Origin of the sequence: Mycobacterium sp. Root135 (assembly GCF_001426545.1) — a bacterium.
In the GTDB taxonomy this organism is placed as follows: Bacteria; Actinomycetota; Actinomycetes; order Mycobacteriales; family Mycobacteriaceae; genus Mycobacterium.
On record NZ_LMEZ01000004.1, the window covers coordinates 230,123 to 246,498 of the forward strand.

Genomic DNA, 16,376 nt, shown 5'->3' on the forward strand with positions numbered 1-16,376 from the left:
CTCCGACGTTGATATCACGACTTCCCAAGCATTGAAGGATCACCGATGAAGATGGCGCCGCACCCGAGCGGTAGTATCTCCAAGGACAAACGCTCAGGCACTAGTGCCTCGAGACTGCCGGCGTCACCGTCGAAATCGGACAGTCCCGCCAATCTTCGGGCGCGACTACGGTCGATTCGACGCCCGATAGCCTCTCGAACCTGAGTTGCCGCTGCCTGCGGTCTATCGATCACTGACGAACGTACCTCGACCAGTCGCCGCGTCTGCTCGGAAGCATTGCGGCACAGTGCAGTCCAGTCGAGCGCTTTGGTGAGTTGTTCGAAAAGTTGCGGCCTGGCAACGACATTTTGGTCGCCTTTCTTCGGCTCGTACGGCCTCAACAGTTGAGCACCCGTTGCCAACTCGCCTTCGGGGTTCATTACTACCCTTTTGACAACAGGCGGAGAAACTTCCTGGAGTATCTGATCCATCCAGGGAAGCAAACCGAGCGCGTCCGCCTCGTCGACAAACTCATCGCCAAAGGACGTCGAAATCAAGAACTCGGCGCGAAAGGCGACCTGTACAGGCCACATCCCGGGCCACGGCCGAAACATCGCGAAGACAATACCGCGATCATCGCGCAGTAGATGTTCGCCTACCGCGTCGACCATGGGAAGGCCAGCCCGCAGAATGGGCAGACGACGCTGCACGCTTGCCGGTCGCGCGACGGCCAAGGGTGCGCCGGATGCGCCCATGATCTTTGTTTCGAGCGCGAACGGGACCTGCGGGCGAGGATGTTTGCCGATCCGGAGGATGTCTTTTTCTTCGAAACTGAGGCTCGCGCCCACGCCCTCGAGCCACGTCGTAAGCCTGCGCGTCAACGCCGGATTCTGATCGCTCTTGATCAGGCGGTCGTCGACAGTCTCTCCCTCGTCGTCAACCGCGTCTGACACCTCCAACTGGTCGAGGGCATCGTGAGCGACGATCCGGGTCTTCTCCGCCCGCAGCGTTGCCTTCTGTTCTTGTACTGCATCCCCCAATGCATCCGGCCCTTCGCGCAATGCCCCGGCCTGCACCGTGCGCTCCGTATCGGCGAGCACGTACTGCAGCGAAGACAGCGATCTCGTGAACGCGTCGCATCCGTCGGCGGCGAACTCTAACCAGCCATTCGCATACGGTTCGTCGCCGAACGCGACCACGGTGGACTCGATAGGTCCCATAGGCGTGGGGGCATGCCGATCGCAGCGTCCGATTCGTTGTTCGATCCGAAAGGACTCCCACGGCAGATCCAGATGAATCAGAGCGTCGGCAATCTGTAGGTTGGCGCCCTCTTCAGCGCTCGCGTCCACCACCAAAATTGAGCAGGATCCGCCGTTCGTCCAGCGCGCGATGGCGTCACGGTTGTCCTGTTCACCATTCGCGCTGAGATGCGTAGCGATTCGCGTCTTTCCCCAACGACGGGTCATCTCAGCCGCCAAGGCAATCGCGGATTCGGTGAACGACGTGGCGATCACCACGCGCGACTGAGTCTTGGATCCGGTGATCGGTGTCAGAGCATCGACGACGGACTTGGTTTGGTCCTCAAGGTCAGCGCAGATTGCGTCAAGCAACGAGTCGAAGCTCGTCAATACTTCGCGACCAACCAGATCTCCTAGCCGACTTACTAAGCCCGACTGCTTGCCCCGCTCTGTTGAGCGCAGTGGCAGCAGTGCTTGCGGCAGCGACCCGCATCGCTGTGCTACCTCGCGGAAGAGATCGACGCAGTCCTGCAGGTCTAACTGTCCACCCTCGACCGCCGCCATGAGGTCGAGGCGAATTTGATCGAGCAACTCCGTCCGATGGACGTCGGTGGGGTCCTTGGCGAACACGACGAATGGCTTCGCGCGCTTTCGGCCGCGCACGCCGAAACTGGCCATCACTTCGGGAGTACGGCGGGTACGGAGTACCCGCCGGTGCAGGCGGTAGGCCTCCGAAAGGTGTTCTCGCACTCGGGCAACCGCGGTCGACCGATGGTCGTCGTCTGCCGAGGTGGCCGAGGCGAGGAGGTCGGCCAGCAGGGTGTCCTCGGGATAGTCGGTCTCCAACTGTTCGGCATACAGCGTCAGATCGAATTCGTCGATGTCTGAAGTCAAGCCCTGACCGATCAAGGCGAGTTTGTCGCGGTCTTCCACTCGACGGGTAAAGGCCTCGACCTGGTCTGGGTGATAGTGGGCCGGGTCCAGTAGGTGGAGCAAATCGAGGAAACCCGCCTCGTTGGACCTCACCGGTGTCGCCGAAAGCAACAAGAGTTCCTCTGCGGCGTGGGCAATGCCCGCTATTCGGTTCCTCAAGTCGAGGGGGAGCGATCCGTTGCGCGTCACTCGATGCGCTTCGTCGATGACGAGCATGTCGACTGGATCCGCCGGCCATCGCGAATCGTCAGCGAGTGACCGTATCCGCACCGATGCATCAGAGAAACGGCCGGTGCGGAATCGGTCCAGCAGTTCGACCGCCCATTGGTGGCGCAAGTGTTCGGGAACCAGGACGAGCACGCGTCCATTCCGATTCTTGGCTAGGAAGCGCCATATAAGCGCCGCCGCCTCGATGGTCTTTCCGAGCCCTACCTCGTCGGCCAGTAGGTACCGCTTGATGGGATCGCCCGCCACTCGCCGTACCACCGCCAACTGGTGGCGATGGAGTTCGACCGAAGCTAGAAGTAGGCCCTCGACGCCCATCGCGGCCGCTCGCTGCTTCGTCCACTCTCGAACGAATCCGAGACGGGACTCGTACACGATGGGACTATCGCCCCCGAGGCACTCCAGCACGGGGAACGGGTCGTCCGCCGCAACGCTCCACCGGACCTCGAACGCATCTACTCCCAACACAGCGCCTTCGAGGTTGGGAAAGGCGACGGTATAGCGCTTCTGCTCGTCCGGCCGTCCATCTATACGACCGATGCGCCACCGTCGACCGTCGTTCAGGTAGACCCGAGTGTGCGGCGCAAGCACAGCATTCGCAACTGCGCCTTTGTCGTGCACTCGTTCGGTGTATGGCGATGTGTTCGGCCCGGTGAAGTATCTAACCCTCACGGCGTCGTCCTGGACCGCTAGCAACCTCCCGACTCCGAAGGTCGCCGTGCTTACCAGATCTCCAACGCGAACCCCGCTCACCTCCCGAACCACTCACGGTCACATTGCCGGGTTGCAAGCGCGGAAGAATTCGCATCGCGCTTGAGGTAGCGCACCCGTCGATACCGTTGTTGAGATACTAGAACTGCTCCAGACATAGTTCGCTCAGCTTACGAACTTGCTCTGACAAGCGCAGCGAAACGCGCCGAGGGCCGCTGACGGTCTAGGCCGATCCCGTCCATTCGAGTCTTGCGACGGCATCGTGGCTGTGGATGCTCTCGATGTTCCGAGCCTCAATTCGATGCGGCACCCCGAGGCCGCGGCAGTTCAGGGTGAGGTCGCGAATAAGGTCCTCGACGAACTTTGGGTTGTCGTAGGCGGCCATGGTGATTGCGCGTTCGTCGGGCCTCTTGACAACCGGATACACCGGGCACGACGCCGAATCTCGTATCAGCTGAATAAGATCAGACGCGGGCAATGGATATGCGGCGTCGTCGTGGCCGTCGACCGCCAGCGAGACCCTACTGCGCTGGTTGTGCGCGCCGTAGTCGCTGATCGCTTTGCTGCAAGGACAAAGGGTTGTCACTTCAGTAGTCACAGTGGTTTCGAGCAGGAACGAATCGCTCGCGAGCCGTCCACGCAGACTGAGGTCATGGACCTGATATCCGCTGTTCGCCGTTGCAGGCGAGTCGACCCTGGTTGCTACCGGCAAAGTGAGCGCCACGCGGAGATCTGTGGTGTCCAGCAGATTCGCGATGGCTTTGAACGCCGTGTGAAGTTCGCGTGGGTTCACACGGTCCAAGTGCGCATCGACTGCCAGCACCATCCGACTCATATGGGTCCCGCGGCGATCTGCGGGTAGCGCGACCGTCATCTCGAGTTCCGCGATGCCAGACTGGACAAGGTCGCCGTCGTCGAAAATGAGTGGATACCGCAGATTCGACACCCCCACTTCGTCGATGTCTACGCCACGCGCATCCCGTGCTGACTGTATGTCGGCTAGCCCGCCCATAATCAGTCTTTGCTTGGTCCGCGGTAGACGCATCCGGACGTACAAGTCTCGCGCACCTGAACAGCGGACATCATCGGCAGCGACGACGCCAGTTCGTTCCAGATCCAAGCGGCGAGGTGTTCGCTGGTCGGATTCTCGAGTCCATCGATCTCGTTGAGGTAGTAGTGATCCAGTCGACCAATGACGGGCTTGCATGCATCCTTGACGTTGCCGAAGTCCATCACCCAACCAGACCGGTCCTCGATCGGGCCCTTCACGTGCACCTGAATTTGGTACGAGTGTCCATGCAGGCGGGAGCACTTGTGATCACTCGGCACGTTCGGAAGGCGGTGTGCGGCTTCAAATTTGAACTCGCAGAAAATTTCCATCACGTCGGTCATGGGATTCCTAAGAACTTGTGGGTTTGCAGATTCAGGCGCCACTTCGGCCGCATCAAGCAGTACTCCACCGCCGCGGCGGTGTTTTCACGGACAGCAGGGCCGTCCATCGGCGAAAGTCGAAACGACTTGAAATCGAGCTTCTCGAACTGAGACGGGTCACCGCCGTCCTGGGGATATACCAACTTCAATTCGTCACCTGCCGTGAGGACGAGAGGCGCCCCGATCTTTGGACTTACGCAGATCCAGTCGATCCCCTCCGGCGCAGGGCGAGTGCCATTCGTTTCGATCGCGACGTAGAACCCCTCGTCGTGCAGTGCACTTACGAGCTCTGAGTCGAGCTGCAGGAGTGGCTCACCGCCCGTACAGACCACCATGCGATCGTCTCGACTAGCTTCCGGCCACGTCCGACCAACGGCCTGAGCGAGTTCGACTGCGCTTCGAAAGTGCCCTCCCCCAACGCCATCAGTGCCGACGAAGTCGGTATCGCAGAACTGGCAAACCGCTCGAGGGCGGTCACGTTCACGGCCCGTCCATAAGTTGCAACTCGCGAACCGGCAAAACACCGCCGGCCGGCCGGTGTGGTGCCCCTCACCCTGCAGGGTGTAGAAGATCTCCTTGACCGTGTAGGTCATTACGCAGCCTGGTAAGAAAGCGGATCAGGAAGGCCGGCTTCCTCGAATCCTTTCAGGCGAAGCAGGCATGAGTCACATCGTCCGCATGGATGTCCCGCTAAGTTTGGGTCATAGCAAGACGAGGTCAGACCGTAGTCAACGCCCAATTGAATTCCAGCGCGGACGATGTCGGCCTTCGTCATGTCGATGAGAGGGGTATGGATCGTCAAACCGGCGCCGCCAACACCAGCCTTAGTCGCCAGGTCCGCCATAGCTTGGAACGCGGCAATGTACTCAGGGCGGCAGTCCGGGTAACCCGAGTAATCGAGGGCGTTGACTCCCAAGAAGATGTCCTTCGCTCCCACCGTTTCCGCGTACGCAAGCGCGAACGACAAGAAGATCGTATTCCGAGCCGGTACGTAGGTCGACGGAATGTCGTCATCGGTGAGGTCGCTGACTGCGTCGTGCTTCGGGACCTCGATGTCTGCCGTGAGTGCCGAACCACCGAAGACGCGGAGGTCGATATCGGCCACCACGTGCCGTGCTACGCATTGCGCCTCAGCAACCCGTTGCGCTGAGACGAGCTCCACGGCGTGCCGCTGTCCGTAGCGGAAGGACAACGCGTAAGGGGTGAATCCGCGACTCTTGGCGATAGCCAAGACTGTCGTTGAGTCGAGCCCCCCACTAAGAAGAACTACTGCGGGTGTTTCCATGACATCCTCCCGACCCTGTGGGTGTGTGCGGCTATAGTAACCGAAACTACAGTCGCGAGCCGACACATCTAGTGTGTAGTTTCGAAACCCGACAGGGGAGGTGGAACATGCACAAACTGACGATCGTAGTGAACTGCACGGACAGAAAATCGGCTGCTCCTGCACCTCGCCTTCGAGTCGGCTCTCTACCCCCAGGCGACAATGCGGCGCGGTTCGAGACATGGCACCAGCGTGTCGCCACCGCCGAACCGCAAGTCGCCTTAATCGACCTCTACCAAGGCGAGGCCTGGCAACAGGTGCGTGGACTTGCTGCCGACGCACGACGCGCCGGTTACACCGTGCAACTACTTGTGGCGTCGGCGGGCCTCGGCCTACGCGACGTATCCACACGCGCCCCGGCCTATGCCGCGACATTCTCTGCCGGACACGCCGATTCAGTGGCTTCGGGAACGCCTAACCTTCGGGACTGGTGGCAGCGTCTCGGTTCACTCGACTTCACCAAATCCCTATCGCAGGATTCGAACGATCGCGTCCTGGTCGTCCTCTCAGAGACATACGCCCGCTGTATGGACGACGACCTCGTCTGCCTCGCACAACGCGGAGGCGACCTACTCTTGGTGGGTGGGGCTCGATCCATCGAGGGATTGCCTCGACTACCGTCCGACCGATCGCTGCGAGCCAATCTGGGCGGGACGGCGTCCAGTGTCACCATCCGGATGGCCCGCCGATGGCTGCAATGCCATAGCGGATCCGCCCTCCACGACGCGAAGGCGTTAGCCAAGTGGACAACGTGGGCTTCATCGGTCGCACTGGTTGAGAGGTACGACAGAGCACCCATGACGGACGCCGACATCAGCGCGCTAATTAAGCGGATCGTAGTCGACGACCCCGCCATCTCTGCGAGTCGCGCACTGCGCCTGCTCCGAGACGGCGGTATTGCCTGCGAGCAGAAGCGATTTGGCGATTTGTTCCGACGACAGGCGGCACGTGGATGAGCGATCAATCTGACCGGGTATTGGAACGGCGCGCATTGCGCATCGAGCAAAACTCCGAGATGCCCTTGTATCTGTTCGCATTGGCCGCCGAAGAAGTCGACCTTGTTGCGGACGTCGCACGCATCTCCCGCGACGCGGCCGGCAAGCTTCTGGGATATCAACGGCCAGAACGACGTAGCCATGTGAAGCAAATACTCGACTACCTCAACTCCGGGGAAGTCCTCTTTCCCAACGGCCTCATCCTCGCCTTGCCTGACACGGTGCGATTCCGGTCCAGCAGAGGGCCGACTACCACTGATGGTCTGGCAACTTCGGGCACGCTCGAGATTCCGATACCCAGCGACCCCGACGAACCGCGCCCGGCGTGGATCGTCGATGGACAACAACGAAGTCTCGCGCTGGCCCGCACTTCTAACACCCGCCTGGCAGTTCCGGTGGCCGGATTCGTGGCCCCGAGCCTAGAACTGCAGCGAGATCAATTTCTTCGGGTCAATACTGTTGCTCCCTTGCCGTCGAATCTTGTCACTGAGCTTCTCCCCGAGGTGATTTCGGCCCCGTCGCCGCGCTTGTCACAACGCCGCATGCCGTCTGCCTTGGTCGACATGCTGAACCGCGAACCTGATTCACCGTTCTTCGGATTGGTCAAGCGTGCATCAACCGACGTAGATGATCGACGCCAAAGTGTCGTGACGGATACGAGTCTTGTCGAGGCACTCAAGGAGTCCCTTGAATCGCCCTCCGGCGTGTTGTTCCCCTACCGCAACATGGCGACGGGTTCGACCGACACTGACGGCATACGGCGCGTACTTCTGACCTACTGGAATGCCGTCCGCGACCTCTTCCCCGAGGCCTGGGGCAAGCCACCTACTAAGTCCAAGCTGATGGGCGGGGTCGGAATACGAGCCATGAGTCGGCTCATGGATCGAGTGATGGTCCACATAGACGTCACTTCGCTGACAGCCGAAGCCGACACTAAGAGGGAGCTCTCGCGCATCGTTTCGAAGTGCCATTGGACTAGTGGCACATGGGAGGAACTTGGACTGCCATGGGACGAACTGCAGAACGTTTCTAAGCACATCTCCGCGCTATCAAACTATCTTGCACGGGCCTATGTGACTGCGCGTAAGGAACAGTCGTGAAGTTCTACTTCCCTGACAGCCAAGATCAGGTTAGTCCGACGTACGACTTCGTTCACGATGAGCACTCCCCATTGAGGGTGAGACAACGGGACGACAAATACGCCCACGAAGTCCTGACAGTGCCGGCCTACAACGGCATCCTGGTGTCAAAGGCGATCGTCGATGGTTCCATCAAGGGCGTGGGCAAGTACTCAATGCCCCAGCGACAACGTTTGTACCGACTCGGTGTCCGCGGGTTCTTTCGCCTTCCGTCGGATGTCCAAACCCTTGGCGACTGCGGGGCATTCAACTACGTCAACGAACCCGAACCGCCATACAACGTCAACGAAGTTCTCGACTTCTACGAGCAGTGCGGGTTCGATGCCGGCGTTAGCATCGACCACATCATCCTTGGGTTCCGTCGGGATCTCAGCGATGCTCCCGACGAGTGGAAGGAGAGGCGCCGAATATCCCTCTCCCTCGCCGAGAAGTGCAAGGCGGCTGCTGACGAACGCGGGACAACGCTCAGACTCTATGGGGCCGCACAGGGTTGGGACCCCGCGAGTTACGCCGACAGCGTCCGTCAACTTCAAGACATGGGGTACGACCACATCGCACTTGGCGGGATGGTGCCGCTCAAGACCACCGACATCCTCGCCTGTCTACTAACCATCGACCGTATTCGGCTTCCGAGCACGCGCCTGCACCTTCTCGGTATCACTCGCATCGACGCAATGGCCGAGTTCGAGACACTCGGCGTGAGAAGCTTCGACAGCACGTCGTCTTTCCGCCAGTCGTTCATGGACGATCGGGACAACTACCACAGTTTGGAGAGAACATACGCCGCCATCAAAGTGCCCCAGGTCGACGGCAACGTGTCATTAAAGCGAGCCATTTTGTCCGGCCGAGTGTCACAGCGCGCAGCCATCGACGGCGAACGGATGAGTCTGCAGGCGTTGCGTGCATTCGATCGTGGCGATGCATCCCTCGACGAGACACTAGACGCTGTCATCGCGTACGAGAGCATCGTCGGTACCAAGAAGTCCTACCGAGAGCAGTACGCCGAGACGCTTCGGGCCTCCCCGTGGAAGCGGTGCGGATGCGGACTCTGTGAGAAGCACGGAATCGAGATGATTATCTTCCGTGCCAGTGAGCGCAACAAGCGGCGAGGCTTCCACAACCTGTCGGTCCTTGCAGAGAAGATGAAACGACTCCGCCCGTCGAAGACGGCCTTGCTTGAAAGGACATCGAGTGGCTGACCGCTACGAGATCAAAGTTCCCGCGCTGGAGGTTCGTCAAGGAGAGCGACGAATCTACTGCTTTGCGGTCGACGGCAAGCACCTCCTTGACTTCACCGCCGTCTCCCGAGTCAAGCGAAGCGACAACGGTGACCTCCACGGCTACCAACGCCCAGAAGTGATGAACCACATCCGGGCCATCCGGCGCTACATCGAGTCGCCAGATGCCATGTTGCCGAACGCCGTCGTCCTGGCGTTCGACGAGAGAGTCCGCTTCCTTCCCGCACGTAAGTGCAGCCCTGTCGAGTACTCCGTGATGGGCGAATTAGTAATTCCCGTGGACGAAGCGTTGGACGACGCGGACAAGCCGGCGTTGCTAGTCGACGGCCAGCAGCGGATCGCTGCCATCCGAGACGCGGATGTCGCCGAATTTCCTGTAGCAGCAGTCGCGTTCATTGCGGCCGGCACGGACGAACAGCGATCCCAGTTCATCCTGGTCAACAACACCAAGCCGTTGCCTAAGGGCCTCATCCACGAGCTTCTACCGGACGCGACTGGCCATCTACCACCCAAGTATGCGAGACGCCAGTTACCCGCTCAAGTCATGGTTCGACTTAATCACGACTCTGACAGCCCGTTTCGTGGCGCAATTGCGACGCCGACATCGCCGGACGGCTACATCAAGGACAACAGCGTCCTCCGAATGATCGAGAACAGCCTCTACGACGGGGCCCTCTACCAGTACCGCGATCCCGAAGACGGCACCGGCGACATCGAGCAGATGGTTCTGCATCTCAAGATATTCTGGAATCTCGTTGAGGCCACCTGGCCCATCGAGTGGAAGATGATCCCGCGGAAGTCGCGATTGACCCATGGGGTCGGGATCCAATCAATGGGCTATGTAATGGATGCGCTCACTGAGGGTCGTGTGGCGGACGCGTTGCCGGAAGCACGACTCGACAACCACCTATTCGTCCTAGCCGACGTAACCGCGTGGTGTGCCGGTACTTGGGACCTGGGCCGAGATGATCAGCGCCGTTGGAACGGCCTGCAAAACACGCCCAACGACATTAAACTGCTCACGAATCTGCTGCTGACAACGCTTCAGCAATAAGTCTTTCCGGACAACCTCCGGCGACTAATCGAGCGATCTGAAATTACCCGACTCGCTTACACAGCCGTAACAAATAACATCTGCCGTCCAGGGCGTGAACCACTCGGAGGCGGGGCGTACTGTAAGTTCGGTTTCAACAGCACCACGCTCACATCGCTTACATCGCGACTCATTTACCACCATACAGGCATAGAAGATAGTTCTGTTCGGTCGGTAGCCACAGGAGAAGTAAAGGCTATATGCTCCGGCTAACAAGACAGAGAGCGCTTCCCAACCGTTGTGGAAAATTAGCTTCCCCTGATTACATAATTCACACAAAACTTGCAAATTAACCGAATCCGTTGACCCCCATCCCGCCCGGGGGACGACGTGGTCGATATGCATACCTGTAAACCATGACGTCTTAATAGGATCGGCCGCGCGTTCCATGCGCATACGCTGACTGAGGGCGAGCCCACATTCATCCACAATTTTTCGCCTAGACTCGCTCATGTCGGTAGACGTGAAGTGATAACCGCATGCCGTGCACCTCAGGTGGTTCCGACCCTCCTCCGCGAACCTCGCAAACACAGACCTCAGTACCGCGTCACTTACTGGCGCATACCGCGACCCCAAAGCCTGCCCGCGCACCAAGATGCGTTTCACCTGCGGCGCCAGGCGCAGTCTCGTTTCGGCATCGACTCCCATTTCGAGCAGTCTGGCGTCGATTCTGCGCAAACTTTCACCCGCGTAAATCGCCGGAAAATCGCGGATTGGCATGAAGCTCGCGTCAGTGGCCAGCTGACCAATGATCGCGCGGTCAATCAATGAGGAAATGCTGTCGTATATACCTGAGTAAGAGCGATCATCTACGACCTTGTTGAGCGCCGTCATTTGAGAACTAAGGCGATCCATGTCCACAGAGCGCCCTCTACTTATCAGGAGTGGTGAATATTTTGTTATTTTGGGCGCGATACTTTTTCAGCGGATCCTTGCTGTGCTTAAAGGCTTCTTCTAGTTCTTCATAAAGCGCCTGCTGGCCCGAGGAATCATCGAGGCTCGAAACCCATGGGTACTCGAACACCCGAACGGGAACCCCATCTTGCAGAAACCATGAGCGAACCATCTCAGCAAATTCTTCGGGCGTCCGTGGAATAGCGACCTTCTCGATGCTTTCGAGCAGTTTCTCGTCCGCGACTTCCTCACCCAACACATCGACCAGAGTCGCACGTGAAACTAGGACTCCCTCAACACGTGTGGCGGCCTGCGCCATGAATAGCTTTTGAAATAGTTTCAGCGTCACCGCCTTTGTCAGATTTGACTGTTTCTCACTCCACAGGTCGAGTGACGCTTCCGCGTTGTACCACTCTTTCACCGCAGACCAGAAAGCGAACCAGTAGGGTCGCCAAAGTCCATCGGAATATGAATCCCACTCCTGCCTGTCAGGAAAAGTTGGGCTGACAAACTTTTCGTAGAAGCTGTCGTCGGACCGCCACCCCTTGCTACCACTACCCCCATCTATTAACTGGCGGATCGTCGCATCCGGAATAAAACCTTTAGCAATGCCTGGGGGATCGCCGTCGAGGTTGATCTTCACCATTCCATAGAACGGCGAGCCAACGTCCCTTGATGCGACAACCGCCGCGATACGTGGGTCTACTGACGCGCCGGCGGCCACCAGCTGTCGACGAATCAATGTCTGTTCAGAGGGAGTCAGTGAACTGCCGAAGATGTCGGTAAGAAGAGACGAATCCACCTTTTTCGCCTTTTCGTTAATTACAACGAACTGGTAGATTTGTTCCATCCAAGGGCTGCTAGGAATCGCCACCACAGGCAAGAGGATTTCCGCATCCGCATTCGCCGCTCCAAATAATCGATGCTGGCCATCGACGATCAACGCGGGGCGGCATAACGCCTCGAGCGATTCGACCAGCTGTCGAACACTCGACTCCTCAATTTCATTCTTGTCGATGAAGTCCTGGGGATCGAGAAACGCCCACTGAATCTGACATAGCGACTCGAGCACATAGTTATGGGCGAATGCGAGATCTGGCCAAGGCGGGCCTGATGATAGCACCGAAAGCTCATCGACAGTCAGCCTAGGCCGCATTCGATTCATAACAATACCAGCGCATGCCGCTAACTTGTCGGTCAGTGAGTCCTCGTCGCGAAACGGTCTGTCATAACTCAAAATAAGTTTGCCGTTGTCGATAATAGGATCGTCGAAAAGTGCCGCTGTAATCGCGTTCGGCCCAACGAGGTACTTACGCGGCTCGTCACTCCGGCGTTTCGAAGCCTGATTCCAGAATCCGATCACCTCTTGTTGGCGAGACTCAGTGATCCAGCGCTGATAAAGCATACGCACACGCCATCCTTTTCGAGGGACGCCAGCCCATGACCACAGATCTGACGCACTTGCCGCGAACATCAGCAGCCTGTCATCGGGTTCCGAGGAACCGTACTGATGAAATTCGAGAACAGGAACCTCGAGGTGCATTCTTATCTCCTTATAGCCCAGTCGAACAATACTAACGTCCAGTGCTTAACGAAACTGTCAAAGCAATTCGACATCGGCGGCACGATATACCAATCAGACCCGAACTACCAAGGGCGAGAACATCGTATCGAAGTCGCGGCGCCCAAGCGGTGACATCCGTGGGCAAGCCGGAACTCGCTTACAGAATCGCCTGTCGCTATAACGGGCCTCGGCGGTGCGACGGCCCTCACTCGGTATCAGCAACCGCACCAACTTTTCAATCATGAGCGCCCTTTCGTCAGGTCACCTTCACCAGCGCGGTCAAGCGTCGCGCGACTCCGGCACACGGATCTTCCGACGCGCTTGCGGCCCGCAACTCCACCCAATCTCCAACACGACGCGGACGGCACTGCGCCGGTTTGTTCTAACAACGAGTTCGCCTGACGCAGAGGCAGCTGATGACAGCTATGCTCTTGATGTGTGCCGTCCCCGCGCCTTTAACCTGCTCGCTCAAATGCACATCGCCCACCCTGCCCGCACCTTCCTGGATGGGTACCTACCGGACGGCGTTCGTGCTGGCAAACCTTCGCGCGGCACTCGCGAGGTATCCACCAATTGGCGGTTGTCGGCCGGTAATACCAGAACTAAAAAAAAATCATGAACAACTTCGACCCCGCGGAATTCGTCGCCGACCGCGAGATCGCCAATCTGAAAGACAAGTTCGCATCCCAACGACAGACCTACGAGGATCTTGCCTTCGAGGCCCAGAAAGAATTACGGAGTGCCCTTGAAGCACTTCCTTTAAAGTTCCATACATGCGAAAGTAGGGTTAAGGAGCAGGAAAGCTTTATCGAGAAGGCGGCAAAGAAACGATATGCCGATCCTTTCGATGAAATGCATGACATTGTAGGAGTTCGAGTCGTATGCCTTTTCCTCAGTGACCTCGAGCTCGTCGACAAAGTCGTCCGCGAGAAATTTGATGTTCGAAAGTACGAAGATAAGACCAAAGGATCTACGCCTGATCGGTTCGGATACCGCTCGGTTCATTATGATTGCCAGATTCGGTCAAACTATAGCGGACCCTACTACGATCATATCAAATCGCTGGTGTTCGAGGTACAAGTCCGCACTATTCTTCAGGACGCATGGGCTGTCGTCGAGCACTATCTTGGCTATAAAGGCCTGAACAGCATTCCGGCAGAGTCTCAGAACGATTTTGGCGCGCTCGTTGGCCTATTCCATTTGGCTGATAAAACGTTTCAACAAATTCGTGATACGGCACTCCTACAGGATGTGGTCGCCAAAGCGTCGCTCGAAGTTACCAAAGGACTGAGCCCCGTACAGGATGGGCCGACCTCGGCTTCCATCACGATCGATCGAAGTACGCTCAAAGCTTTATTGCGCGCACTCTATGTTCATAGGAGCGAAAGCAGCGATGCTGAATATTCTGAATTTGTCGAAGAGTTAGCCCGATCTGGAATAACCAAGGTAGACGAAGTGACGAAGTTGCTTCAGCGCGGTGAATCAATGAGAAGCTCAACTGGAGTCGCGGCCACAAATGAGGCTGACACCGCAAAAGTAGGTGCCGCGATCAGGAATCAGGCCAAGCTAAGCGATGTACGGTTCGCCCGACAGTGTGTAGGTCTCGCTCAACCATCCTTCCGCTTAAACCGCCTTAAACGCTCCTAGCGGGATCGAACGTAGGGTAGGCCTCCATCACCCGTTGCGCAAAGAAGTTGAATACACACTCTAAAGCGGTAAAGTTTAGCAATTTTTCGTATGTGGACGATAGCCAATTTCTCGGTGCATTCGCTGTTTGAGGCGCTCGTCGAGGCGCGAACGGCGCTCTATTGCGGTTTCTCCTAAATGGCCCGGACTGCGTCACGGGACGGACCTGAGGGGTCTGATCACCCTACGTCTTGAGACCTGTTGCGGTCCTAACTTCGCGGCGTTCGGCGGACTTCCAAGGTCGCCATCTTCTGCAACGCCGACGAGCGTTTTGACTTTTATATCGCCATCGCCGTGGCACACTTCTCCCATGGAAAGCGAGGTTGAGCTACACCTTCGCCGGTTAATCTTTGATCGACTCACCGAGATCGTTGCCGAACACGGCGTGGTTACGCGAACGGAGCTTGAAGCCCTTCAGGTTGGCAACGAAGTCCGGCGAATCATCGATCGAAATCGCGGGATCTGGAATCCACGCGGCATGCTCGCAACCCTGTCGGTCATATCGAGTCCATCCGGACGCTATGCCGACGCCGACGTAGGAGATTCCCTCTTTGCCTACGACTACCGCGCGGGCAGCACCGATGGCGATAACAAGAAGATGCGGCGAGCTTTTGAGCTCGGATTGCCAATCATCTTGCTGCGATCCATTCGGCAAGGTGTCTTCGTACCAGTCTTCCCCGTATACGTCGTGCACGATGATTTCGACAATCGTCAATTTATGCTGACTCTCGACGAGGGCCTGCGGTTTGTGTCTGATCCGCTTCACCTCAAACCAATCGAGCGTGAATACGCGATTCGCGATCAAACAGCGACTTCACCAACCAGACTTTCGCGGGCGAATTATGTTGGCGTACAGGCAAAGCTGCACTGTGTGCTCACTTAAGCACGGCCGCCTACTCGATGCTGCACACATCATCGGAGACGACAAGCCACATGGCGTTCCGGTCACCGACAACGGCCTCAGCATGTGCAAGATTCACCACGCCGCATACGATGCGAATCTCCTGGGGATTTCGCCGGACTACGTCGTGCGCATCAACGTCGACCTCATGGAGGAGGTCGACGGACCGATGCTCCGATACGGGCTTCAGGAGATGGATGGGCGGCCGATCACTCTGCCGAAGAGACGTAATGACAGGCCCTCGAAAGAGCGGCTTGCGGAACGCTTCGGCGAGTTCAAGCTAGCGCTCTGATAAACGTCGGGCCGAAGCAAAATCCTTCGGTGGACGGAATCTATTTGCGCGCGGTCGACGGGCCTGGCGTTCCGGCGGTCAGCCTGACAGCCTGGGTTGACGAGAGCGGTCTTGGTGTCGTCGCCACAGCTGTCGGCCCACCGCATAAGCACCGACATAGAGAACGGTCAACGTGCCCAGCGTTATGACCGACACGATCACGAACTGGAGGGTTTGCCTCCGAGAAAATCCGAAATTCGCTCGGCCATCGCCATAACCAAGAGTGAGCGCCACGGCGACGATGACGGCGGCCATCGCCACCGCCAGCCGTGGGCTTTCTCCGGCGACCACGTACTGCCCGACGTTGAAAGCGCATAGGGCCATCGCGGGCACCATGAGCCACCAAAATCTGCGCGCCGATGTGAGCACACCAGTGGGCTGTGCAGGACTTCTTCGCGGCTCGGCGCCCTGAGCGTCGTCACCCGTCCTCTTCTCCGATTCAGTGTCAACGGTGAAGAACGCGAACACCTTTCCACCGATCTTGAGATACGGAGTCGTGAAGAACGCGGTAAACAACATCATCGCGGCTACAAAGGCCGACAATCCCAGGCCCGACTTCCAGTCCGGTGGGTATGCGATGAAGAATGCCGATCCGACCGCAATCGCCAGACCCGACCAGAACAGCCGTCGGCCACGTAGGGGGTTCTTGGTCGATGCGAACAAGGGAAGCGTCAGTCCGACAAACGTCGTGACT

At 58.1% G+C, this 16,376-nt stretch carries 14 protein-coding genes; 6 read left to right on the forward strand and 8 right to left on the reverse strand.

The genetic code is table 11. The annotated features are described in order from the left end of the window. Nucleotides 1-14 precede the first annotated feature (14 nt). The 5 genes from dpdE to queC form a co-directional block, all read right to left on the reverse strand. On the reverse strand, nucleotides 15-3,140 hold the full coding sequence (dpdE, locus tag ASD37_RS08800) for a protein DpdE (RefSeq protein WP_370072574.1): 3,126 nt from the start codon (nucleotides 3,138-3,140) through the stop codon (nucleotides 15-17). A gap of 169 nt (nucleotides 3,141-3,309) precedes the next feature. After that, on the reverse strand, nucleotides 3,310-4,098 hold the full coding sequence (gene folE2, locus ASD37_RS08805; protein ID WP_156720812.1) for a GTP cyclohydrolase FolE2: 789 nt from the start codon (nucleotides 4,096-4,098) through the stop codon (nucleotides 3,310-3,312). 2 nt (nucleotides 4,099-4,100) lie between these two features. Continuing rightward, a complete protein-coding gene (gene queD / locus ASD37_RS08810; protein ID WP_056551006.1) occupies nucleotides 4,101-4,466 on the reverse strand; it encodes a 6-carboxytetrahydropterin synthase QueD in 366 nt (121 codons plus the stop codon). A gap of 8 nt (nucleotides 4,467-4,474) precedes the next feature. Beyond that, nucleotides 4,475-5,110: a 7-carboxy-7-deazaguanine synthase gene (queE, locus tag ASD37_RS08815; protein ID WP_056550599.1), complete on the reverse strand. Its 636-nt coding sequence runs from the start codon at nucleotides 5,108-5,110 to the stop codon at nucleotides 4,475-4,477. After that, nucleotides 5,110-5,802 carry a 7-cyano-7-deazaguanine synthase QueC gene (gene queC / locus ASD37_RS08820; RefSeq protein ID WP_056550600.1) on the reverse strand — a complete coding sequence of 231 codons (693 nt, stop codon included), beginning with the start codon at nucleotides 5,800-5,802 and terminating at the stop codon, nucleotides 5,110-5,112. Before queC ends, queE begins: the two co-directional genes overlap by 1 nt. A 991-nt stretch (nucleotides 5,803-6,793) precedes the next feature. Between queC and dbpB (ASD37_RS08830) the strand changes: the two genes are divergently transcribed. From dbpB (ASD37_RS08830) to dbpB (ASD37_RS08840), 3 genes are read left to right on the forward strand one after another with little or no spacing between them, the layout of a single operon-like run. After that, nucleotides 6,794-7,936 carry a DGQHR domain-containing protein DpdB gene (gene dbpB / locus ASD37_RS08830; RefSeq protein WP_056550602.1) on the forward strand — a complete coding sequence of 381 codons (1,143 nt, stop codon included), beginning with the start codon at nucleotides 6,794-6,796 and terminating at the stop codon, nucleotides 7,934-7,936. After that, entirely contained in the window at nucleotides 7,933-9,174 is a 1,242-nt protein-coding gene (dpdA, locus tag ASD37_RS08835) for a tRNA-guanine transglycosylase DpdA (RefSeq protein WP_056550603.1), read from the forward strand. The genes dbpB (ASD37_RS08830) and dpdA overlap by 4 nt, the downstream gene beginning before the upstream one ends. After that, complete coding sequence (dbpB, locus tag ASD37_RS08840; protein ID WP_056550604.1) at nucleotides 9,167-10,267, forward strand: DGQHR domain-containing protein DpdB; 1,101 nt, start codon at nucleotides 9,167-9,169, stop codon at nucleotides 10,265-10,267. Before dpdA ends, dbpB (ASD37_RS08840) begins: the two co-directional genes overlap by 8 nt. A 24-nt stretch (nucleotides 10,268-10,291) precedes the next feature. On the opposite strand, the gene ASD37_RS32670 is transcribed toward dbpB (ASD37_RS08840), so the two are convergent. Together ASD37_RS32670 and ASD37_RS08845 are read right to left on the reverse strand one after the other, a co-directional pair. After that, nucleotides 10,292-11,161, reverse strand: coding sequence for an HNH endonuclease (locus ASD37_RS32670; RefSeq protein WP_156720813.1), 870 nt, complete (start codon nucleotides 11,159-11,161; stop codon nucleotides 10,292-10,294). Between the two features lie 16 nt (nucleotides 11,162-11,177). Then, nucleotides 11,178-12,743 (reverse strand): hypothetical protein, encoded by a 1,566-nt coding sequence (locus tag ASD37_RS08845; protein ID WP_156720814.1) that lies wholly within the window; start codon nucleotides 12,741-12,743, stop codon nucleotides 11,178-11,180. A 636-nt stretch (nucleotides 12,744-13,379) separates the two neighbouring features. Between ASD37_RS08845 and ASD37_RS30895 the strand changes: the two genes are divergently transcribed. From ASD37_RS30895 to ASD37_RS32185, 3 genes are all read left to right on the forward strand, one after another. Beyond that, a complete protein-coding gene (locus ASD37_RS30895; RefSeq protein WP_082570044.1) occupies nucleotides 13,380-14,411 on the forward strand; it encodes a GTP pyrophosphokinase family protein in 1,032 nt (343 codons plus the stop codon). 349 nt (nucleotides 14,412-14,760) lie between these two features. Then, nucleotides 14,761-15,333, forward strand: coding sequence for a hypothetical protein (locus ASD37_RS32180; protein WP_235568029.1), 573 nt, complete (start codon nucleotides 14,761-14,763; stop codon nucleotides 15,331-15,333). Then, the gene (locus ASD37_RS32185) at nucleotides 15,320-15,643 is read left to right on the forward strand and encodes an HNH endonuclease (protein ID WP_235568030.1); all 324 of its coding nucleotides are present in this window, start codon (nucleotides 15,320-15,322) and stop codon (nucleotides 15,641-15,643) included. The genes ASD37_RS32180 and ASD37_RS32185 overlap by 14 nt, the downstream gene beginning before the upstream one ends. Nucleotides 15,644-15,721: 78 nt before the next feature. Here the strand turns inward: ASD37_RS32185 and ASD37_RS08860 are convergent, their stop codons facing one another. After that, nucleotides 15,722-16,345, reverse strand: a complete 624-nt coding sequence (locus ASD37_RS08860) for a hypothetical protein (protein ID WP_156720815.1) — start codon at nucleotides 16,343-16,345, stop codon at nucleotides 15,722-15,724. Between the last annotated feature and the right edge of the window lie 31 nt (nucleotides 16,346-16,376).

Bases quoted from the DNA above. Each gene is read 5' to 3' on its own strand.
- folE2 (WP_156720812.1), bottom strand. From the start codon at position 4,098: ATGGGCGGGCTAGCCGACATACAGTCAGCACGGGATGCGCGTGGCGTA.
- queD (WP_056551006.1), bottom strand. From the start codon at position 4,466: ATGGAAATTTTCTGCGAGTTCAAATTTGAAGCCGCACACCGCCTTCCG.
- queE (WP_056550599.1), bottom strand. From the start codon at position 5,110: ATGACCTACACGGTCAAGGAGATCTTCTACACCCTGCAGGGTGAGGGG.
- queC (WP_056550600.1), bottom strand. From the start codon at position 5,802: ATGGAAACACCCGCAGTAGTTCTTCTTAGTGGGGGGCTCGACTCAACG.
- dbpB (WP_056550602.1), top strand. From the start codon at position 6,794: ATGAGCGATCAATCTGACCGGGTATTGGAACGGCGCGCATTGCGCATC.
- ASD37_RS32670 (WP_156720813.1), bottom strand. From the start codon at position 11,161: ATGGATCGCCTTAGTTCTCAAATGACGGCGCTCAACAAGGTCGTAGAT.
- ASD37_RS08845 (WP_156720814.1), bottom strand. From the start codon at position 12,743: ATGCACCTCGAGGTTCCTGTTCTCGAATTTCATCAGTACGGTTCCTCG.
- ASD37_RS30895 (WP_082570044.1), top strand. From the start codon at position 13,380: ATGAACAACTTCGACCCCGCGGAATTCGTCGCCGACCGCGAGATCGCC.
- ASD37_RS32180 (WP_235568029.1), top strand. From the start codon at position 14,761: ATGGAAAGCGAGGTTGAGCTACACCTTCGCCGGTTAATCTTTGATCGA.